The organism is Phaeodactylibacter sp. (assembly GCF_022763345.1).
Taxonomy (GTDB): domain Bacteria; phylum Bacteroidota; class Bacteroidia; order Chitinophagales; family Saprospiraceae; genus Phaeodactylibacter.
The window spans coordinates 1-21,696 of the sequence record NZ_JALEGS010000005.1 but is presented as its reverse complement, the minus strand read 5'-3'; the positions used below and the strand labels follow the sequence as shown (position 1 = coordinate 21,696).

Genomic DNA, 21,696 nt, shown 5'->3' with positions numbered 1-21,696 from the left:
GTACTACTGAAATCACGATAAAAAGACAGCTGCAGACCCACTTGGGTTGACCGGAGTGCCTCTATAATGACAACTTCCGGCTAGCCACTGTATTGTTTGTCCGGTTCGTGATGCTTTAATTTTCTCACCTAAATCAGACAGTATGAATGTATTTAGACTTGCGGTTTGCGCTTTGCTGTGCCTGCTGCTCGGTAGCGACCTGCTGGCATCGAGCCACCGCGAAGCTCCGCTGATTGCAAACGATCCGCTGGCAGATAATACGGACGTTTATGCTTTCAGAAGCCCCGACAACCCTAACACGATTACCATCATTGCCAACTACATTCCGGCAGAACTGCCCCACGGTGGCCCCAACTACTATACCTTTGGGGAGAATATCCGGTATGAAATCCACATCGATAACGATGCGGGCATGCCTGGCGATGAGATTATCTACCGTTTTACTTTCCAAAAGGTCAACGAAGACCCGACAACGTTCTTCAATATCCGGCTGGGGCAGCAAAACCTCAAGACCACTTATACCATGGAGCGGAGTATGGACGGGGGCGCCACCTTTCAGGCCATCGTGACTGGAGGCGTAGTGCCGCCGAATGACATTGGGCCGCGTTCCATTGAAAGCGGTGTTGGCCTGGGGGCTACCTATGCCAGCCTGATGAGCGAAGCGATCACTCAAACACCGGACGGAGAACAGGTGTTCTGCGGACCGGTAGACGACCCTTTCTTCGTCGACCTGGGCGGTATTTTCGATCTGGGCAATGCCCCTCGCCAGAACGGCCCGTCCAGAGATGGGCTGGGGGAGTTTAATGTGCATACCATTGCCATTCAGGTGCCAATCGAAATGCTTCTGAAGGATGGTGCACCGGATACCCCTGCCAATATCCTGGACCCGAATTATGTGATCGGTGTATGGGCCTCTGCGAGCCGCCCCGCCGTACGTACTTTAGGTATGATGGGCGAAGCGCCCGAGGACAGCGGTGACTGGATTCAGGTATCCCGACTGGGCATGCCCCTCACTAACGAGGTGGTCATTCCCATTGGTATGAAGGATTACTGGAATTCTCTGACGCCTTACGAAGAGATTACCGATACTATTTTGGACCAGTTTTTCTACAATCCGGAACTGGCATTGTATATGGATGATGACCAGTTTGGCCCTGCCGTACCAGCCTTCGCACCCCTGCGTATTCAGCGTAACTCCCTCCAACGATTTGACTTTGGAAACGGACAGGATGGGCTCTTTTCCATTAAAGGTACGGCAGCGGTAGCCGGTACTGCATTGGATGATCAGGTCTTTGGTGAGCTGCTGCTCCCTGGTCCGGGCCTGCCCCGGTCGGTCGATCTTTGGCCTATCTTTCATACGGGAGTGCCCAACGTGGTGCCTTACCAGCTGGCAACAGGCAAGGAAGGCAACCCATTGGCGGAAGGCAAGCCTTTTATCAACAACTTCCTGCCCAATGGTGGCGATATGCTCCGCCTGAATATGGCGGTTCCGGTGACGGACCGGGCGAGTGCCGACTTTAGCCCTATGGGAATCGTAGCGGCTGCTGTGGCTGGTTTGACCGACCCCACTTATAATGGCAGTGCTGACCTGGAGTTCATCCCCAATATGGATGGCTTCCCTAACGGGCGCCGCCTGGAGGATGATGTGACCCGCATTGAGCTGCAAGCTGTTGCTGGTGTTGCGCTGGCGGCCATTGGCCTTTGGTATGATGACTACACTGCCGGTGATCCTAATCCCGTGACTGATGACTTGCTGGGCGTGCTTACCTACTCGACTGGGGTGGAGGAAAATGATAAGCCATTTACCAATTCCTTCCCTTATCTGGCAGCGCCCTGGCGCGGTACGGAAACGGACCAGTAAAAGCCCATTCACTCATTCAAAAAAACTTTTATGTTACACCATAGATTTAAATTTATATTCACAGCAGTGCTCTTGCTCCTGTTTTGCGGAAGCGAAGCATTGCAGGCTTCCAGCCACCGGGAAGCTCCTCTCATCTCCAATGACCCACTAGCGGATAATGTGGATGTGTACGCTTTCCGAAGCCCCGACAATCCGCGCAATATTGTGCTGATTGCGACCTATGTACCCATGCAATTGCCGCACGGCGGGCCGAATTACTATCAATTCGGGGAGAACATCCGGTACGAAATCCATATCGACAATGACGCCAGCCGTCCAGGTGATGAAATTGTCTATCGCTTCACTTTTGAGAAAAAGAATGAAGACCCGAGCACTTTTTTCAATATCCGGCTGGGGCAGGAAAACCTCATGACCCGTTATACCGTAGAGAAGAGTATTAACGGAGGAGGCTTCATTCCTATCCTCGTGAATGGCAAGGTGCCGCCCAATAACGTCGGTGAGCGGTCCATCTCTTCTCCGGTAGGCTTAAATGCCGACTACGCCGAGCTTTTTGAAGATGCAGTGCGTTCTGCCCACACCGGGGAGAAAATTTTCGCCGGACCAGTGGATGACCCTTTCTTTGTAGACCTTGGCGGTATCTTCGACCTCGGTGACGCGCCCCGGCAGATGGGCGATCCACGCGATGGGCTGGCTTGTTTGAATACCAGTGCGATTGCGCTGGAGATTCCGATCCAGTTTTTGCTTAAGAAAGGTGCGCCCAGCAGCCCGGAGAATATCCTGGACCCCAACTATGTGATTGGTGTGTGGGCTTCCGCAAGCCGCCCGCAAATCCGTACTCTGGAACCCGGCAGCGAATCTTACGATGGCGACTGGGTACAAGTTTCCCGCCTGGGTATGCCGCTGACGAATGAAGCGGTGATTCCAATAGGTATGAAAGATTACTGGAATGCACTGACTCCTTATCAGGAGTTGGAAGATACACTGCTGGACAACTATTTCTATAATCCGGAACTGGCGCTGTATATGGATGACAGCCTGTTCGGAGGTGCTGTACCTGCCTTTGGCCCACTGCGCATTCAGCGCAATGCCCTGCAGTCTTTTGACTTCGGTAATGGTCAGGACGGTCTGTTCCCATTGAAGGGGACCGCTGCGGTAGAAGGGACTGCACTGGATGATGATATCTTTGGTACTTTGCTGTTGCCCGGCCCTGGTATGCCCCGCTCGGTCGACTTATGGCCGGCCTTTCACACAGGAGTACCCAACTTCCCACCCTATCAGTTAGCTACTGGCAAAGAGGGGAATCCGCTGGCAGCAGGCAAGCCTTTTGTCAACAACTTCCTGCCTAATGGGGGAGATATGCTCCGGTTGAATATGGCGGTGCCGGCTACCCCGCGTGATAATCCGGCATTCAGTTCACTGGGGCTCATTCAGGCTGCCGTACTTGGGCTGACCGACCCCACCTACAACGGTACAGCTGATCTGGAATTCATCCCCAATATGGATGGCTTCCCCAACGGACGGCGACTGGAGGATGATGTGACGCGCATCGAACTGCAGGCGGTATCCGGTGTCGTGCTGGCCGCTATTGGCCTTTGGTACGATGACTACACGGCCGGTGACCCTAACCCGGTAACGGATGACCTGCTGGGCGTACTGACCTACACTACAGGCGTGGAAGCCAACGACAAGCCCTTCCGTCCGGAATTCCCTTATCTCGCCATGCCTTTTGCAGGCGATGGAGAATGTAGCGGTACGATAGCCGGACTGACCAGCCCGGGGCCTCAGGCATCTGCCCTGAACCTTACAACAAATACGACCGGCCAGGTGCAAATGATGGCGGCAGCGCCTAATCCTTTCCAGGGGCAAACTACCCTTCAGTACCGCCTGGAAGCTCCGCAGCAAATCAACATCAGCCTGTATGATGTCAATGGCAGGCAGCTGTCTACTTTAGTTGATCAGCCACAGGAAGCAGGTACCTATACGGTGGACTGGCAGGCCGGACAGTATCCTGAGGGCGTCTACTTCGCCAGAGCTGTTTCCGGTAGTGGTGAAACGCTACAGATTATCAAACTGGTGAAGACGAATTAGTAGCTGGGGGATCTTTGAATTTTTTCAAAGACCACTCTGATTTTGAGATTGTGTGTGGGGTGGACAGCCCCGCACACCTCTTTTCCAAAAAAAATACAATGACATGAAATCTATCAACTCCTTATTCATTTTAGCCCTGCTGGTCCTCCTAATCTCCAATTGCCAGCAAGCGCCCCAACCTAAAGAAGATCAAAAAACCGCTGCTGCTGTAGAGGTGCCCAACCTCTTAGACCGCAATGAAGCCCTGCGCAATGGCAAGGAATGGGAAACCGTCCAGAATCAATATGTCAGCCTGCGCAATGCCATCCAAAAAGAAAATGAAGCCGAAGCCCGGATCAAAATGGCACACCTCTTCATCAATGAAGCGCGGGTGACTGGCGAGCACGGGCATTACTATCCGGCGGCTCTGGCAACCCTGTCTGAAATTCCGGCAGACCATCCCGATAAGGATATCCGTTTCCGGAAACTCGCGACCCGGGCAAGCGTGGAGCTGTCGCTGCACGATTTTCAGCAGGCGCTGGAAACAGCCGAGGCCGCTGTAAAGCTTAACCCTTACAATGCTCAGATTTACGGAGCACTCGTAGATGCCAATGTGGAGCTGGGGCGATACAAAGCCGCAGTGGCCATGGCAGACAAAATGGTCAGCATCCGGCCGGATATGCGTTCCTACGCCCGGGTGGCTTACCTGCGGGAAATCCATGGTCAGGTAGAGGGCGCATTCGAAGCCATGCAGCTGGCGGTAGAAGCAGGCTACCCTGGTTACGAAGCCACCGCCTGGGCAAGGCTGACTTTGGGCGAAATGTACGAGCGCTACGGCAAAACCGATGCCGCCCGGCAGACCTATCAGCAAATACTGGCGGAGCGCCCGGATTATCCTTTTGCCATCGCCGCGCTGGCTAACCTGGAAGCCGAAGCAGGCCATTATGAAAAAGCCGAACAGCTGCTGAAAGAAGCCTGTACCGCAATCCCCGAGTTCGGCTTCTACGAACAGCTGGCGGAAATTTACAAGTCCACTGGCCGTGAAGCAGACTATCAGCAAACGATGGACGAGCTATGGGTGATGCTGCAGGAAGATACGGATAGTGGCCATGATATGAGCCTGGAGTACGCCAACCTGTATTCTGATCTGGCAGAGGACCACCAAAAAGCCCTGACCTATGCGCTGGGCGAATATGAGAAGCGCCCCGCCAATATTGATGTCAACCGGGTGCTGGCTAAAATTTACACCCGTATGGGCAACGCTCAAAAAGCTGGTCTGCACCTTGAAAAAGCCAAAGCCACACAGGCGCAGTACCCTGAGCTGAAAGCACTCACTCAGCAACTGGCCAGCCGGTAAGGAAAAGTGATAAGGTTGGATGGAATTTGCCCTGAATGGTGTCTACCACTGTTTGGGGCATTTTTGGTGGATTACGGGAAGAGGGCTTATCTTACTGTCTCTGACCAACCGCTACCTGAAATGTCAATCTTCAATTGCCGGACGCTTTGGAATATTTTGCCCGTTGCTGCCCTATGGATCGGGCTTTCTTTTTTGCTGGTTCCTGTGCAGGCGCAGCCCACAGCCCTTACCCGGGGCGACACCACCAAGCCTCAAATGGCACTGATCTTTACCGGGCATGAATATGCCGATGGTGGCGACCACATACGGCAGGTACTACGCGAGCAGGAGGTGCCCGGCAGTTTCTTCTGTACAGGAGTCTTTTACGAGCGTTTTACGTCATTGGTACAGCAGCTCAAAACCGAAGGGCATTACCTTGGCGCTCATTCCGATCAGCATTTGCTCTACGCGCCCTGGTCGAAACGGGATAGCCTCCTCGTGACCCGCGATAGCTTTCTCCATGATCTGAATGCCAACTACGCCAAAATGGAAAAGCTGGGCATCGCCCGCCCGGAGGCGCCCTGGTTTCTGCCCCCCTACGAGTGGTACAACGATAGCATCGTGCAGTGGACGGCGGATGCCGGGCTGCAACTCATCAATATCACCTATGGCACCCTCTCGCATGCTGATTACACCACGCCGGAAATGCCTAACTACCGGAGCAGTGCGCAGATTTTCCAAAGTATCCTGGACTATGAGGAAGTGCAGTCGAATGGATTGAATGGCTTTTTATTGCTCCTCCACATTGGCACTGATCCGGCCCGGACTGACAAATTTTACCTACATTTAGAGGCGCTGATCGGTGAGCTGCGGGAGCTTGGCTACCGGTTCGTGACTTTGCAGGAACTCTTTCAAAACGACTGACCCATGTACCGACTTTTCCTCCTTTTGGCCGGGTGGTGCCTGTGCCTGGCTGCTTCTGCTCAGGATTACCATATTCGGATCAACCAAACGGGGTATCTGCCCTCAGAAACCAAGCAGGCGATTGTGTTCAGCCATAGTGCGAAGGCGCCCGTGTTACAGCTTATCGCACAGCAGACCGGAGCGGTTACAGCAGAGCTGACTGCCAACTCTGTTGAAGCGGACGGCTGGGGCACCTTCCCTCATCACTGGCAAGCCGATTTTACGAAGGTAGAACACCCCGGCTGGTACTATTTGGCTACAGCGGACGGCAAGGCACGGTCCGTACCTTTTCAAATCAGTGCGTCAGCTTACAGAAGCTATGCCGATACCCTGCTGATTTTTATGCGGCAGCAGCGGTGCGGTTACAACCCCCATCTGGATATGGTCTGCCATCAGCGTGACGGGCGGGCGATGTTTGGGCCCATGCCGGATTCCACTTTCGTGGATGTCTCCGGCGGTTGGCACGATGCCGGCGATCAGCTGAAGTACCTCATTACCGGGAGCTACGCCACCGCGCACATGCTCAAAGCTTGGGAATTGTACCCGGAGGCTTTCGCCGATAAGGTAAATGCCCTTGGGCAGCCCGGCCCGAACAACATCCCCGATGTGCTGGACGAAGCCCGCTGGGGCCTGGACTGGATACACAAGCTCCACCCTGCACCCGATCAGCTGTTCCATCAGGTGGCGGACGACCGCGACCACCGGGGCTGGAAGATGCCCGATCAGGATAATTCCGACTATGGCTGGGGCGCCAATAGCTACCGGGTTGCCTACTTTGCCACAGGCGAGCCACAGGGGCTGCGGGAGTATAAAAGTCGGGCCACTGGCGTTGCCAACCTGGCGGGGCGGAGCGCGGGGGCCATGGCGATGGCGGCAAGGCTTTGGCCCAAGGTGTCAGCAGACAGTGCCTATGCCGACAAATGTGCACAGGCTGCCCGGTCGCTCTATGCACTCGGGCGGGCAAAGGAAGGCTTTCAGCAGGGCAATTCCTACGGAGCCCCTTACCGCTACAGCGAAGATACCTGGGCCGATGACATGGAGTGGGGGGCTGCTGAACTCTATCGCCTAACTGGCGAGAAAACCTATTTGGAGCAAGCCAAAGCCTACGCCCGGCAGGCTGGTACCGTTTCGTGGATGCCTTTGGATACCGCTGAGCATTACCGGTATTACCCTTTCGTCAATATGGGGCACTATGCGCTTTACGATCTGGTGGATGCAGGTTTTCAGGATACGCTGGCGGGCTACTACCGCAGCGGCATTGAGCATACGCTGGAGCGGGCACAGTCCAATGCCTATGGGGTAGGGGTGCCCTTCATCTGGTGCTCCAACAACCTGGTGACTGCCCTCATCACCCAAATCATCCTGTACGAAGACATGACAGGCGACTACCGCTACCACGACCTGCTCGTGCAGCAGCGCGACTGGCTGATGGGGCGCAATCCCTGGGGCACCTCTATGTTTACCAGCCTGCCTGTTCATGGAGAGTATCCCTTAGATGTGCACACAAGCGTCTGGGCGCTCACCCGGGAGGAAGTGCCCGGCGGGCTGCTGGACGGTCCAGTCTATGCAACCATTTTTGAATCGCTGCGTGGGCTTAAGCTCAACGAGCCGGATGAGTTTGCGGCTTTTCAAAACCCCCATGTCGTTTACCACGATGACATCGGTGATTATTCCACTAATGAGCCTACGATGGATGGCACGGCCGGGGCGATTTTGATGATGGCATATTGGGGGCGGTAACCCTGGTCAGTACCAGGTCGCTTCCTGCAGCTGATCAGGGTTGAAAATGTCATCGGTCAGCTCCGGTTCCGTATCGATATTCCGGTAAATTGCTGTTTGGACGAGCTGACCGTCAATGTGTTTGAAAGGCAACAGCCTACTTAGTCGCCTTCCAGCGGCTTTTGCTAATCTCAAAGGTATTCAACATGGGAGAATAGATCGGCAGCTGTCATGTTCAGATTTTTTCTGTATTTGATAAATGGATGATCTGAAAGTACGGTTGTAACGCCATTGTAGTGTCCTGTGCTTTCCGGTAAGAATGGCACAGAGTGAGTTCGCACAATTCCTGTTGTCCCTGCGTCTAATCTACGAGGAAAGCTTTAACAGACAAAGGATGGAACAGCTTAGTACAATTGGTTGGGATGTGGACCTGCTGCGGCAGTTACAAGGGCTGCTGATCGCCCTTGGGATAGGGCTGCTCCTGGGCCTAGAGCGCGAACAGGCTTATCAGGAGCGGTCGGGCAAAGCGCTCTTCGCCGGCATTCGCACCTTTCCTATTGTAGCCTTGCTGGGGTTTTTGTCGGCCTTTCTAGGCGAAACATTCACCCCCTGGGTCTTCATCGGAGTGTTGCTGGGCGTTTTTGGGCTTATTGCAGTGGTTTGGTCGCGGGCAGATGGGAAAGGAACGACCACAGAATTCACCCTGCTGGCAGTCTTTTTGCTGGGTGGAGCGGTAGAATTAGGGCACTATCAGCTGAGTATTGGCATTGCTCTGAGCATCGCTGCGCTCTTGGCCTTCAAACTGCCCCTGCACAATCTGGCGGATACCCTGACCAAGAAAGAGCTGTTGTCTATCCTTCAGTTTTTGCTGATTGCCGCTTTAGTGTTACCCTTACTGCCGGATCAGAATATTGGACCCTACGACTTTTTTAACCTGTACAAGACAGGCTTTATTCTGACCATTTTTCTGACGCTTAATTTTGGCGGGTATTTTCTGTCTCGTTTCCTGAAGCGGCGGTCCACCCTGCTGACGGGCCTTTTGGGCGGGCTGGCATCAAGCACCGCCACCGCCTGGTACTTCGCGCGTCGTTCGCGAACGCAAAAGGAAGGGGGCAGGCAAGCTGCTGCGGCCATTGTCCTTGCTTCTTCCATTATGTTCCCCAGGGTGCTGGTCTGGCTGGCGCTGCTCAATTGGGCTTTATTCAGGGCCCTGCTTCTGCCAATGCTGGTATTTGGAGCCGTAGGTTTTGTGGCTAGCCTGTTTCTTTTCCGGGGCACTTCCAAAGAGGGAAACTTGGGCAGCCCGGAGCGGGGCAATCCCATCAATTTTCGAGAAGCGGCTATGTTCGCGCTCATCTATACCGTCATCCAGTTTGGAGTGAGCTATGCGTCTGAACAACTGGGCGATACGGGGCTTTTTTGGGCGGCTGGGCTCTCAGGATTTGCCAATATGGACGCCATTACGGTATCCATGTCGGAGTACGCCAGCGGTGGAAATTCCCTTCAGGTCGCCGGCGTGGCTATCGTCCTGGCAACCCTTACAAACACATTGGTCAAATACGGATTCTGCCTGGTATTCGGGAATGGTCGTTTGCGCCAACAGTCCTCTATCGGTTTTGCCTTGATTTTGCTGGTAGAAGGAGGGTATATTTGGTGGCAGATTTGACATTTATTTCCAAAACAGAATTTTACTCATCTAAAAATTTCTTTATTGTTAAAATAACGGGTTCGCTCCGCTAATTTTTGGTCAATCGCCTGCCAGGTGCTTTGGTATCCGATCCAAAAGGGAGGAGGTTTTTTTTCGATGTTTAATATCTTCGTAGTTTTAGGCGGCAGCCTCAAAAGCGGGTGCCAAAATTCAAAGATCATCGAACCGAACAAAACATAAACCATGAACCAGCGGATTTTAATCAAAGGGTCAACCCTCGTAAACGAAGGAAAAACTGTTGTTGCGGATGTACTCCTGTCAGAGGGGCGCATTGCTAAAATAGGGAAGATAGAAGCAGAGCCGGACGATAAAGTCATCGACGGCACCGGCAAGCACCTCTTCCCGGGCATTATCGACGGGCAGGTGCATTTCCGGGACCCGGGCGCCACCCATAAAGCCGACCTGCATACCGAAAGCAAGGCGGCGGTGGCCGGCGGGGTCACTTCCTTTATCGACATGCCCAACACTATCCCCAATACCCTGACGATGGAGCGGCTGAATGAGAAGTACGAGATCGCTTCCAAAAAATCCCTGGCCAATTACTCCTTCTTCCTCGGCGTCAACGGCGACAACCTGGATGAAGTGATCAAAACCGATACCACCAAGCTGATGGGCGTTTCCGATGACGGGCTGTACTTCACCAAAAAGGGCAACCTGCTGGCGGACAACCCGGAAACGATGGAGAAGCTTTTCGCCAATTGCAAGTCCATCATTGCTATCCACTCGGAAAAGGAGCAGATCGTAGAGCAAAACGAGGAAAAGTACCGCGAAATCTACGGCGATGACGTACCGGTGAAGTTCCACCCCATCATCCGCAGTACACAAGCCTGTTATGAAGCCACCGAGCGCGCCATCGGCCTGGCGGAGAAGCACGGTGCCCGCCTGCACATCCTGCACCTGACCACCGAGGCAGAAACTCACCTGTTTCGCAACGATATCCCGCTGGAAGAAAAGAAAATCACCACCGAAGTCTCGGTACACCACCTCTGGTTTTCCGATGAGGATTATGAGCGCCTGGGCGTCCTCATCAAATGGAACCCGGCCATCAAGACCAAAAAGGATAAAGAAGGCCTGCTACAAGCCCTGCTCGACGACCGCATTGACCTCGTGACTACCGACCACGCACCTCACACCCTGGAAGAAAAGCAGAAGCCCTACTTCCAGTCTATGTCGGGAGCGCCCATGGTACAGCACACCCTCAACTGCATGTTGGAGTTCCACCATCAGGGCAAGATTTCGCTGGAGAAAATCGCCGAAAAGATGTGCCACAGCCCGGCCCGCCTCTACCGCATGTCCAAGCGGGGCTACATACGTGAAGGCTACTACGCCGACCTGACGCTAGTGGACCTGAACCAATCCTGGACGGTCTCGAAAGACAACGTGCTGTATAAATGCGGCTGGTCGCCTCTGGAGGGCACCACTTTCCACAACAAAGTCCTCAAGACTTTCGTCAATGGCAACCTGGTGTACGACGAGGGCACCTTTGCGGAGGATAAGTTTGGGATGGCGATTGAGGTGGGGGAATAAGGGCGGAGAACAAAAGCCAAAGCGCTTACCCCGCCTCCGCATTCCGGAATTGGAATCAACCCCTATTCCCCAACCGCCCACCGATCCACCTCCTCCATCCCAAATCGCACACTCAAAATATAAGGCGCTTCCCCTTCCGCCCAGTGCCCGTAGGTAGTAGCTACGATGGTCCCGTCCGGCAGGCATTCCAGGGCAGGATAGGCACAGTCACTGCCTTTGGTATTGTCCTTCAGCCGGATGCGGTACTGCCCCTGCCGGGCTTCCACCAGGTCATCGTAAGTGCCCACCCAGGCGACCCAGTCACCGGTTGTAGGGCTGGCAGGCCCGGCCTGAGCTTTCAGCTGAGCCGTATCGCAATCCTGGCACTCGGCTTTCAGTGCCTGATAGCGCCAGTAGGCTGGTGCCATATCGCGGAAGGAAATCAGCAGCCGCCCGTCAGGAGTGTAGATGGCCTGATGCCGGTCGCCGTTGAGGCTGTTGGGCAGGGCGCGGGGACGGGTCCAGGTTTGGCCTTCGTCATCGGAGAACATAATCTGACTGTTCATCCGGCGGCTGTTTTCCCGCAGCAGCATAGCAATTTGCCGGCCATCCGGCGAGCGGATAAGCCCGGGCTCGCATAAGTGGAGGAAACGGGACTTCAAAATGGCTTCTGGCTCCGTCCAGGTCAGCCCGCCATCGTAGGAAAAGGTTTTGTAGAGGGTGAATTCAGCCTGATTGTTGGCTCTTTCCGCCGCAGGCTCGTCGGCTCTGCCCCGGTGGCTGAAGTAGCGCCCGTCGTCGTGGAAGACGGCCATATAGTGACCCTTGCCAGAACGCAGAGGAACCAGGTCGCCCATGACGACGATGCCGCCCCAGTTGCCCAGCGGTTGCAATTCGGTCCAGGTGCTGCCCTGATCTTCGGAGTAAGCCATTCGGGCGGGGTAGAGGCCGGAAAAGAGCAGCAGCCGTTGGGTGCCATCGGGCCCTTCGACAGGGTAGAGGGTGGGCACTTCCAGCGAACTTTCCCAGCTAGTTGGCACGGGCAGGCGCTCGCTCCAGGTTTGGCCACCGTCATCGCTGCGCTTTAGTACGATAGGCCCGCGGCCATGCCCTTTGGGGTAAGTGCAGTAGAGCGTTTGCCCGCCTTCAAGGCGTACCGTGGTTGGATGCCCGAGGTATACACCGGGCTCCCGGTCTACAGTTACCTGCCGGCTGCTCATTGTATCCAGGTCGATAAAAGGCAGGCTGTGGTAATCGGTGGAGAAACCGCTGAGGTCGATGCCTTTGTTGGGAACCTGTGCCGTGGCAAGCAGCGGAAGCACACACAGACAGAAAAGTGCAGTACGTAACATTGGTTTTTTACCGAAAGGTACAAAAAGCAGTTTATTGCCTGACTAAAACCAGCGTTTCCGGTGTGCCCGCCCGGTTCATCTGCATGCGGAGGGTGTCTGTGCCCGAAAGGGCAACCTCGACCATCTTTTCAGCCTGTTCCTCAGCGTGGGTGTACAGCTTATTGCCTTCCACGCGGTAGGTCCCCGCTTCTTCCTGTGTGCCAAAAGCGCCGGAATAAGTGCCGGTGGGCTCAAATGAAAAGGTGACCTGACTGGCATCACGATCAGAAGTTTCCCCGTTCACGATCCAGCTGACACCCTGCCATTCTCCGGTGATTTGGGCATCGCTGCCACTATCTGTGCAGGCAAAGAGGAAGAATAGCGGCAAAAGCAAGGGCAGGTATTTCATAAAGGATGGATGTAGGGTTGAATGAATGATTTAAGATGCAGTAAGTTAACAAAAAACCGCGAGATCCAATCGTCTTCTCAATAGCTCCGAAGCTGGCAGCTGGCTTCAACTTAAAGCCTCGGCAGGCTGGCGTAAACCCTGGCAGACTGAACATACGGGCTATTCGGTACGCCGCCTCCCTACCATTAGGTATTTTTTGGCTAATCTTGCTATCTGGATGTAGTCTAAATAAAACTTTTCTCACATTTGTATTGTCAATACGCACAAAGCACACCGCAGTTAGTATATCTGACAAGCGGTGCTCACTAATAAATGGCTATGGATAAAGGAATCGGATACAGCTCATTGATCACCAATTTTATAGAAGCGCAGTACGAAGAAGAGCGGGCTGCCGAGGTCTCCCACCTTCCGGAGCAACTCATGCCCGAATTCGCCACCACCCAAACCGAGGTGGTAGAGCGCAACGGTAAGTTTGTGGTCAATTTGGTCTACGTTAGCATTGAAGACCCTGCGGTCCTGTTGCGGGTGCCGGTACGAGTGTGCCGCAACCGAAAAATTGCAGAGATCATCGCCTCCTACAAGTGCCGGTTGTGTGCCTGTGATCAGTGCATTCCCTTAGAAGTATCGATGGAGGACTTTGGCTTTGCACAGAATTAAGCTACAAAATGACCAGAAAGGGAGAGGAAATACCTAGTTTTAGGTAAAGAAAACACCCCGATTAGGTATTTTTAGCCTTCAAGTGACAATAATCACTTCCTGTGCTGATCTCGCCCTTTAATTTGGTGTTACTTTTGTGTTTAATTATTTGGATTAAATAAAAAGAAAGGGCGTGGTAGCAACAGTAGGGCAGCAGAATGAACTCAACCAAGCCAAGCCAGGCTTGAAAGGCAAGGTTTCTCACTTCTCCAACGAACGAGTTGGCAGTAAGCTCATGTCCATGGGGGTATTGCCGGGCAGCCAGATTGAGTATATCCGCAAAGCGCCTTTCGGCGGTGGCTGCTACGTTAAGGTTGATAACGTTTTGCTGGGACTACGTAAGGCAGAGGCAGCGAGTATTGTGTTGAAGTAATCAGGTATCCCTTTCCAATGACAAAGACTTTCACTATCGCCCTGTTGGGAAATCCCAACTGCGGCAAATCATCACTCTTTAATCAGCTTACCGGACTGCGGCAAAAGGTTGGCAACTTTCCAGGTGTTACTGTCGATAAGAAAGTTGGCAAACTGGGGCTGGAGAACGGTCAGGAAGTCAGTATTATAGACTTTCCGGGGACCTACAGCTTTTATCCTACTTCCATTGATGAGCGCATCGTGGTCCAGTCCCTTTCCAATCCTAACGACGAGAACTACCCGGATGCTGTAGTATACGTGGCCGACGTGACCAAGCTGGAGAAGCACTTGTTGCTGCTCACTCAGCTAAGGGATCTTGGTCTCCCGCTTGTTTTGGCACTCAATATGGCCGATGTAGCCGAGCAACAGGGGCTGGAAGTATCTACAGAACTGCTGCGCAAACGCCTCGGGGTTCCTGTGGTGATGCTTAGTGGGCGTACCGGTGCCGGCGTGAACGATTTAAAGCGCCTGCTGGAAGAAATGATTGCTCAGCCTGGGGCTTATGCAGCCTCCTCTCCCTTTTTTAACATGACCAGACAGGAGAAAGCACTGGCTGATGCTGCCAAAACGATCGTACCTGGCGCCAATACTTATCAGGGGCTTTTGATTGCGCACCATTATGAGTGGTTGCCTTTTTTATCAGAAGCCCAACGGGCCCTGCTAAAGGATACAAGCGAAGAACATGGGTTTGTATCCCTCAGCTCACAGGTCGGGGAGACGATGCAGCGCTTCGACCGGTTTACTCCGGCAGTCAAAGCAGCCCTCAAGGCTAAAGAAAGTGGGGAAAAGGGCATCACCGAGCGTCTGGATACCATCCTGACGCATCGTTTTTTTGGACCGCTCATCTTTTTTGGGCTGATGCTGCTGGTTTTTCAGGCGATTTTTGCCTGGGCAGGCACACCAATGGAGTGGATCGAGACCTTCTTTACCTTTGTGGGCGATCAGGTGCGGGAAACTTTGCCTGCGGGCTGGTATACCGATCTGCTTACGGACGGCATCATTGCCGGACTGGGCGGAGTGCTGGTTTTTATCCCACAGATTACCATACTGTTTTTGCTCATTGCCATACTGGAAGAAGTAGGCTATATGGCCCGGGCTGCTTTCATGTTTGATCAGGTCATGCAATCCTTTGGGCTTAACGGCCGGAGCATCGTCGCACTGGTATCAGGTGGCGCCTGTGCCATTCCTGCCATCATGAGTACCCGTACGATTGGCAACTGGAAGGAGCGGCTGATTACGATTCTGGTGACGCCTTTCATTAGCTGCTCTGCCCGAATTCCGGTCTACACGGTGCTGGTGGGATTTGTCGTGCCTCCGAAAACTGTGCTCGGTATTTTCAATATGCAGGGGCTGGCATTCATGGGTTTGTACCTGCTAGGTATTGTGAGCGCTTTGGGGGCGGCTTACATTTTTAAGCTTATCCTCAAGACCCGCGAACAGAGCTTTCTCATGCTCGAACTGCCTGAATACCGGGTGCCTGTAGCCCGCAATGTAGGACTGACCGTTTGGGAAAAAGTGCAGTCTTTCGTAGTAGAGGCTGGTAAGATTATTCTGGGCGTTTCCATCGTCCTCTGGTTTCTGGCCAGCTATGGCCCTCCAGGCGAAATGGTTGCAGCTGAGACGGAAGCCCTGTCTGCTGCCGAACAGCTTCAGCTCGATGAGACCGAAACCGACAATCTGGTTGCTTCCCGAAAAATCGAAGCCTCCTTTGCCGGGCATATCGGCAAAGCCGTGGAACCGGTCATCAGGCCATTGGGCTATGACTGGAAAATCGGTATTGCACTCATCACTTCTTTTGCAGCCCGTGAAGTTTTTGTGGGCACTATGGCCACCATCTACAGCATTGGGTCGGCCGATGATGAGTTTACGGTCCGGGAGCGGATGGCGCAGGAACGAAACCCGCTGACAGGCGAGCCAGTCTACAACATGGCCACAGCACTATCCCTACTACTTTTTTACGTATTCGCCATGCAGTGTATGAGCACGGTGGCAGTCGTGAAACGGGAAACCAAAAGCTGGAAGTGGCCGGCGATTCAGTTTGCCTTTATGACCGGGCTGGCCTACCTGAGCGGCCTGCTGGCCTATCAGCTGTTAAGCTAGAGCGAAATTACCGGGAGTAGTGTGCTGCCGAAGTTGCTCCATCGGGTGGTTATCCTTAACTTACCGCCCTAAATCCACTTCCTATGAAATACTTATTGACCCTTGCTTTAATCTGTAGCGCTATTTTTGTATTTGCGCAAGACACCACTACCCAATCCGTGGAAATTTACTCCACCAACGGGGGGGAATTTATTTTCTCCTTTGCTGATGTAGATGTGAATGACGCCGACGCTTCAGGCATCCTACGCTTTTCTGCTTTTTTTCATGTGGGCCAAAAATGGCACTTCGATTTTGGGAATAACTTTGGCTTGTTTACCGGTTACGGTATCCGGAACATTGGGTTCATTACCGAAAATGACGGCATCAGCATTGAAGAATTTGCAGATGAGATACAACCCGGCGACGATGTGAAAATCAAGCGGCGGGCCTATTCGCTGGGCATACCTGTAGCCTTCAAAATTGGCAACTTCGACCGGAATACTTTCGTGTACGGCGGTGCCGAAGTTGACTTCCTGTTCAACTACAAGGAGAAGCTTTTCATTGATGACGATAAGGAGGAAAAATTCAATGAGTGGTTCAGTGACCGCACCAACCTGCTCATGCCGTCCGTTTTTGGCGGCATGCAGTTTCCCGGTGGAGTCAATTTGCAGTTCAAATATTACCTGACCAATTTCCTGAACCAGGATTACACGGAGCGTGTAAATGGAGTAAATGTAATGCCGTATCAGGATGTGGACAGCCGCCTGTTTTACCTGTCCTTATCCTTCAATATTGGGCGCAACAGTAACTTGTTTTCTAAAGAAGATCCGGTGCAGCGGCGGACTTCGTTTTAGTGCCTGAATTGTTGATGCAAAAATAGGAAGCCTTGCCCTTTCCAGGCTTCAACTCAGGAAAAATATAAGCCCGGTAAGCATATGGCCTACCGGGCTTAATTTGTTTCAGCGCAATCTGAATTTACGGCCGGTTAGCTTTCACAAACCGAATCACCTGCCGTTGCCCGTTTTCCAGTCGGGCTTCCATGAGATAAGTGCCGGGCTTTAGCTGGCTGATATCCCAACGGGCGGTGATTTGGGAGGATTCCTGCTCCTGGGTCTGCAGGACCTGGCCCAACGCATTGTAGAGCTGATAGGTTACCGGGAGGTCCTCTTGGGTTTCCAGTTCAATGAACAACTCTTCGCTGGCTGGGTTAGGAAAAGCCTGCATGTTGAGCTGCCCTTCAGGATGTTCCATAGTGATGCCTTGTGGCGCATCGCCACCATTCAGGAATATAGGATTGCTGACGGTTGAGACATGGCTGACTACGGCTTCTGCCGTTCCATTCGGATCCGTTGTGTAAACGGCTACGCCCACGCCAATGCAATTATTCATCGGCAGATAAACCTGATGCATCAGCTGCCAGTTGGTACCATATTGGCTGAAGTAGCCTCTGATCCAGTTGCCTTGCCGGACCAGCCGCAGCCAGTATGGGAAGGGCTTGTACAGGAGAATACTGTTGGCATTGCCGCCGGTTTGATAGCGGGTATGCCAACGCAGCAGGCTCGTAAGATTAGAGAAAACACCGGTCATCTTTGAACCCGGATTACCAGATTCCCGCATCATTAGCCCCACATAACCATTGTCCACATCCTCTACCTTGAACTGCATCCCGCTATTTCCGCAGAGTGGCTGGTACATATAGCCCATATTGTCAAAATTGTTGTCCGGGGTGGTCCGTCCTGTACTCGTTATAGTGTAGTCTCCATCTTCAGGAGCAGGTTTGGAGCACGGGTCGAAAGCATAGGTATTGCTTGAGTTGCCAATACTACCGGTCGACCACTGTGGGGGCAGGTCATTGCTCACATCTACATACACGGAAGCCGTGCAGTCGTCGGTATTGCCTGCCTGGTCTGTAATAGATACAAAGATGTCAAAAGACATAAACTTATCCTCACAGTCAAAAACGGTGGCTGGGAAATCCACATCAACGATGAAGCAGTTATCAGAGCTGTTAATGGCATCGTATACATCAGACTCCTGCAGGGTGTAGAAACCGTCCCACTGTATTTCTACTGTGGAGTTCAGGCAGACCGCATTTGGGTCCTCTGTATCATTCACCGTAACGGAGAAGGAGCAGTCACTTTTCAGGTTGGAATTGTCGGTAGCGGTAGCCGTAACGGTTGTGGTGCCCACCGGGAAAAAGGTGCCGCTGTTTTGGCTGTAAGTGACAGAGGCGATGCCGCAGAAATCGGAGGCAGTGGCAGCCGGGTAATTGACGATGGCACCGCAGTCTCCTGTATCATTGCTAAGTGCAAGATTGAAAGGGCAGGAGATCGACGGAGGGGTGATATCATCCTCACAGGTAACGGTAAGCAAAAAGTAACCTTCCTCACCGCCAAAACCATCAACATAGATCCAGTAATCGGTACCGGCTGCAGTACAAAAGGTGGCCTCAGAAGTAAACCCGGGCCCTCCGTCATCATCACCTGCTTCACAAACTAACGCCCCGCAACTCCCGCTGTAAATATTAATTTGAGTATCGAAAGCAGACCCCACCGTACTGAGTGTAACGATCTGCCCATTCCCGCTGAAGCGATACCATACCCCTTCATTAGGTAGCCCGCCTCCTGTACATTCCATAGGGGCATCATTTGCAGTGGCATTAATCGTATTACCAGAGTAGTTTCGGCCGCACTCTACCGGTAAGGCGTTGGCGCAAAGGTCATTGTCCGGGACCACGCAGTCAGACAGGCAACCACGGGAGTCAATGTGAGATTGAATGTTACTGATATTGTCTGCAGTAAACTCAGTGGCCGCACAAACAATGAATGCGGACATGATGGTGACGTTTTCAGTAGCAAGTCCATGTAAGCCATTCCAAAGGTGCCCGATCTCATGAGCACTTAGCGAGGAGAGGCAACTTAGGGCCGGATCAAAATCCTCACATACGTTGTACCTGTCCCCTGTGCAAACCACACCAAGCCCGTCTGCCCGGCCAATAAGACCGAATTCCGGTTCGGCTTCAGATCCCCTGAAGACATTTCGGGCTACCCACAACTGGCCGATATCATGCGTTGCGAAGTTGCCGGCGGCATTCCCCCATGTTGCAAAATCAGGCAGCAGGATATCCATAAACGCGCTCGCAGACCAGGGGTCAGCACCGGAAGAAGCAGGAATGACCATATCTACAATAACATAGTCGATGTTAAATGGTGTGTAAAGCCCTTCCATGATATTCGTAATATCGAGTATATGGTTTTGGACAGCATTGACAGAGCCAAACTTGGTGACCATATCAAACGCGCCTGCCAGAGCCAGCTCCACTTCTTTTACACAGGGGTCCATCATTCTGGAAGGAGGGTTGGCAGGTGTTTCCTTTTTGGGCGCATGCTCACGGGCCTCTGACATCCCACAATGCAGCTCCGGGTCCTTAAGCACATCACTGGCTTGGTAAACGACATAGTGGGCTGGGTTAGCGCCCTTCAAAAAAACAGACAAAGGTTCAATGTAGTATTCGGCCTCCCTGGATTTTAATACGCCCCGGATGTAGTCTTCGTGGATGCTCATCCTGACCATGCCAGCCTCCTCTGCCGTGAAACGCCCTTTGAAAATGGCATTTTGGAGAGGTGCCTGGTACATTATCCCCCGCTCTGTCAGTACCTTGTATTTAAATCCAGGCTTGAACAAAGGTGCAGGATGGAGTTGTACTTTCCAGTGGTGCGCATTTCCGAGTTGTAATGCTAAATGCATGCCGCCTTTCGTTTCCCGGTTTGCAACCATTGTTGAAATGTCCACTTGGAAAACCTCATAGTTTGAAAAGGTACGGTCAAGTGCACCAGTTTCCAGCAAAACCGGAGTCCCCTTAACCTGAAGGGGGCTTCCTTTGTCCTGCGCATAAAGATTTGGCAGGATTAGCAACAGCAAAAAAGTGAATTGAATTCTCATGTTTTCGGGTTTGTAGGTGAATAGAATTATACCCCTGCCCGTGGTGGGCAGGAAAAAATATCAGGATGCTGCGGGGGGATAAGCAAATAAACAGACATCAACGGGTCGGTACAGACCGGTTAAAACTTAAGAATGATGAACCTGGAAACGGTTTGAAGAAAGGGTAGGCCTGGGTAGAAAAGAAGGACTGTCCTTATAGCTGAAGATAAAAGTACATTTATTTTGAGACCTTTTCAAATTTTTTCGGGGCTGTAGTGGCGGTAGTAAAAAAGCCCCTGTCCGCACCGTGCGGGCAGGGGCCTGCCATTAGTTCCGTAGACAACTAAAAGGCTAGGATTTAATAACTTTCAATATTTGCCTGTCATTTGAGGCAGTCCTTACTTCCAGGAAGTATACACCAGCAGGGATATCCAGCAGCTCCCAGTCGAACCTGGTTTCCCCAGCGGGTAGCGCTTTTCGTTGTACTGCCTGGCCAAAGTTGTTGCGCAGTATGGCCTGCCCGTCTTGTTTCAGAGGCTGCTCCAGGCTGATCGTAAACGTTTCCGAAGCTGGGTTCGGGAAAGCTTTTACCCTGAGGGTTTCCTTCGAGGAGGTGGTACCTGCATTAGGTACAGCCAGGCTGCTGCCAGTACTGCCTATGCTGGATAAGTTGCTCAAGACAGCATAGACCTGCCCGTTTGGATCATAAGTAAAGGTGGCAAGCCCAATCTCCACACATTGATCCATCGGTAGGTAAACCTGATGAATAAGTTGCCAGTTCGAGCCGGTCTGGCTGTAATACCCTTTAATCCAGTTACCCTGCCGTACGAGCCTTAGCCAAATCGGGAAAGGTTTGAAGAAATTAGTGGAAGACCGATTGTTACCATTGTTGTAGCGGGTTTCCCACCGTAGTAAGTTAGTAAGGTTAGAATAGACCGCGGCCATTTTGGCGTCCGATGCATTGGATTCCCGGATCATTAATCCGGCATAACCATTTTCTACTGCTTCAATTTTCACTTGTATGCCGCCGTTCCCGCAAAGCGGGCGAACCATAGTCGCCAGGTTATCATTTGCTGGATCAGACAAGTTATTGGCATCTGATTCGATTACATATTGCCCTTTAGAATCAGCCGGGCAGGGGTCATAGTTGTAAGTACTCGACTGACTGTCATTTCCAAGATCAATTGTTGTCCAGAATGCGGGAATGTTATTGTCTTCACTGTCGATCAAACCGTCACAATTGTCGTCTATGCCATTGCAAACTTCTATCGCATCGGGGTTAATGCTTGCATCTGAATCATCACAGTCCAAGTCGTTCATTACAAAACCTGAAGGCTGTGTGCAAGCGAGCCTTGTGTTGTTGGGATCACCATAGCCATCGCTATCCAGGTCTGCATAGAAATCTTCGGTCAACCCTTCGTCAATCTGTGTGTCGCAGTTGTTGTCGACGCCATCGCAGGCTTCAGTCGCATTGGGGTTGATGTCGGAGTCGTTGTCATTGCAGTCGCCGGAAGTAGAGGTCAATTCAGTAGCGAGGTAATAATCTAATGGCCGCTCGCAATCAGTAGTGGAAGTGCCATCAGAGTAGCCGTCACCGTCCGCATCGAGGTACCAGTTTTGCCCTGGGAACTCGTCCGCATCGTTGTCGTCGCAATCGGTATTGTCGGTGACGAAGCCGGAGGGTTGTGC

General features: G+C 52.6%; 16 protein-coding genes. 11 read left to right on the top strand and 5 right to left on the bottom strand.

Going from position 1 to position 21,696, the window contains the following annotated elements; all coding sequences use genetic code 11:
* Positions 1-142: 142 nt before the first annotated feature.
* The 5 genes from MRY86_RS00885 (at position 143) to MRY86_RS00865 (ending at position 7,967) form a co-directional block, all read left to right on the top strand.
* A complete protein-coding gene (locus MRY86_RS00885) occupies positions 143-1,861 on the top strand; it encodes a DUF4331 domain-containing protein (protein ID WP_293562935.1) in 1,719 nt (572 codons plus the stop codon).
* A 30-nt stretch (positions 1,862-1,891) separates the two neighbouring features.
* Positions 1,892-3,949, top strand: a complete 2,058-nt coding sequence (locus MRY86_RS00880) for a DUF4331 family protein (RefSeq protein ID WP_293562934.1) — start codon at positions 1,892-1,894, stop codon at positions 3,947-3,949.
* A 103-nt stretch (positions 3,950-4,052) separates the two neighbouring features.
* Complete coding sequence (locus MRY86_RS00875) at positions 4,053-5,285, top strand: tetratricopeptide repeat protein (protein ID WP_293562933.1); 1,233 nt, start codon at positions 4,053-4,055, stop codon at positions 5,283-5,285.
* A gap of 120 nt (positions 5,286-5,405) precedes the next feature.
* The gene (locus tag MRY86_RS00870) at positions 5,406-6,188 is read left to right on the top strand and encodes a polysaccharide deacetylase family protein (RefSeq protein ID WP_293562932.1); all 783 of its coding nucleotides are present in this window, start codon (positions 5,406-5,408) and stop codon (positions 6,186-6,188) included.
* 3 nt (positions 6,189-6,191) lie between these two features.
* Complete coding sequence (locus tag MRY86_RS00865; protein ID WP_293562931.1) at positions 6,192-7,967, top strand: glycoside hydrolase family 9 protein; 1,776 nt, start codon at positions 6,192-6,194, stop codon at positions 7,965-7,967.
* A 6-nt stretch (positions 7,968-7,973) separates the two neighbouring features.
* Here MRY86_RS00865 and MRY86_RS00860 read toward each other — a convergent pair whose 3' ends face one another.
* Complete coding sequence (locus MRY86_RS00860) at positions 7,974-8,099, bottom strand: hypothetical protein (RefSeq protein ID WP_293562930.1); 126 nt, start codon at positions 8,097-8,099, stop codon at positions 7,974-7,976.
* A 241-nt stretch (positions 8,100-8,340) separates the two neighbouring features.
* On the opposite strand from MRY86_RS00860, the gene MRY86_RS00855 reads away from it, so the two are divergent.
* Together MRY86_RS00855 and MRY86_RS00850 are read left to right on the top strand one after the other, a co-directional pair.
* Positions 8,341-9,612 (top strand): DUF4010 domain-containing protein, encoded by a 1,272-nt coding sequence (locus MRY86_RS00855; RefSeq protein ID WP_293562929.1) that lies wholly within the window; start codon positions 8,341-8,343, stop codon positions 9,610-9,612.
* Between the two features lie 225 nt (positions 9,613-9,837).
* Positions 9,838-11,181, top strand: coding sequence for a dihydroorotase (locus MRY86_RS00850; RefSeq protein WP_293562928.1), 1,344 nt, complete (start codon positions 9,838-9,840; stop codon positions 11,179-11,181).
* A gap of 62 nt (positions 11,182-11,243) precedes the next feature.
* On the opposite strand, the gene MRY86_RS00845 is transcribed toward MRY86_RS00850, so the two are convergent.
* The gene (locus MRY86_RS00845; RefSeq protein WP_293562927.1) at positions 11,244-12,512 is read right to left on the bottom strand and encodes a sialidase family protein; all 1,269 of its coding nucleotides are present in this window, start codon (positions 12,510-12,512) and stop codon (positions 11,244-11,246) included.
* A 31-nt stretch (positions 12,513-12,543) separates the two neighbouring features.
* Positions 12,544-12,900: a lipocalin family protein gene (locus MRY86_RS00840; protein ID WP_293562926.1), complete on the bottom strand. Its 357-nt coding sequence runs from the start codon at positions 12,898-12,900 to the stop codon at positions 12,544-12,546.
* A gap of 318 nt (positions 12,901-13,218) precedes the next feature.
* Here MRY86_RS00840 and MRY86_RS00835 point away from each other — a divergent pair, with 318 nt between their 5' ends.
* The 4 genes from MRY86_RS00835 to MRY86_RS00820 all read left to right on the top strand — a co-directional run bounded on the left by MRY86_RS00835 (position 13,219) and on the right by MRY86_RS00820 (position 16,940).
* Positions 13,219-13,557: a hypothetical protein gene (locus MRY86_RS00835; protein ID WP_293562925.1), complete on the top strand. Its 339-nt coding sequence runs from the start codon at positions 13,219-13,221 to the stop codon at positions 13,555-13,557.
* Between the two features lie 172 nt (positions 13,558-13,729).
* Positions 13,730-13,969, top strand: a complete 240-nt coding sequence (locus MRY86_RS00830; protein WP_293562924.1) for a FeoA family protein — start codon at positions 13,730-13,732, stop codon at positions 13,967-13,969.
* A gap of 17 nt (positions 13,970-13,986) precedes the next feature.
* The gene (gene feoB, locus MRY86_RS00825; RefSeq protein WP_293562923.1) at positions 13,987-16,107 is read left to right on the top strand and encodes a ferrous iron transport protein B; all 2,121 of its coding nucleotides are present in this window, start codon (positions 13,987-13,989) and stop codon (positions 16,105-16,107) included.
* An 83-nt stretch (positions 16,108-16,190) separates the two neighbouring features.
* Positions 16,191-16,940 carry a hypothetical protein gene (locus MRY86_RS00820; protein WP_293562922.1) on the top strand — a complete coding sequence of 250 codons (750 nt, stop codon included), beginning with the start codon at positions 16,191-16,193 and terminating at the stop codon, positions 16,938-16,940.
* Between the two features lie 121 nt (positions 16,941-17,061).
* Here MRY86_RS00820 and MRY86_RS00815 read toward each other — a convergent pair whose 3' ends face one another.
* Together MRY86_RS00815 and MRY86_RS00810 are read right to left on the bottom strand one after the other, a co-directional pair.
* The gene (locus MRY86_RS00815) at positions 17,062-20,028 is read right to left on the bottom strand and encodes an HYR domain-containing protein (protein ID WP_293562921.1); all 2,967 of its coding nucleotides are present in this window, start codon (positions 20,026-20,028) and stop codon (positions 17,062-17,064) included.
* Positions 20,029-20,358: 330 nt separating this feature from the next.
* Positions 20,359-21,696, bottom strand: a 1,338-nt coding sequence (locus MRY86_RS00810) for a MopE-related protein (RefSeq protein ID WP_293570946.1), incomplete at its 5' end; no start/stop codon positions are given.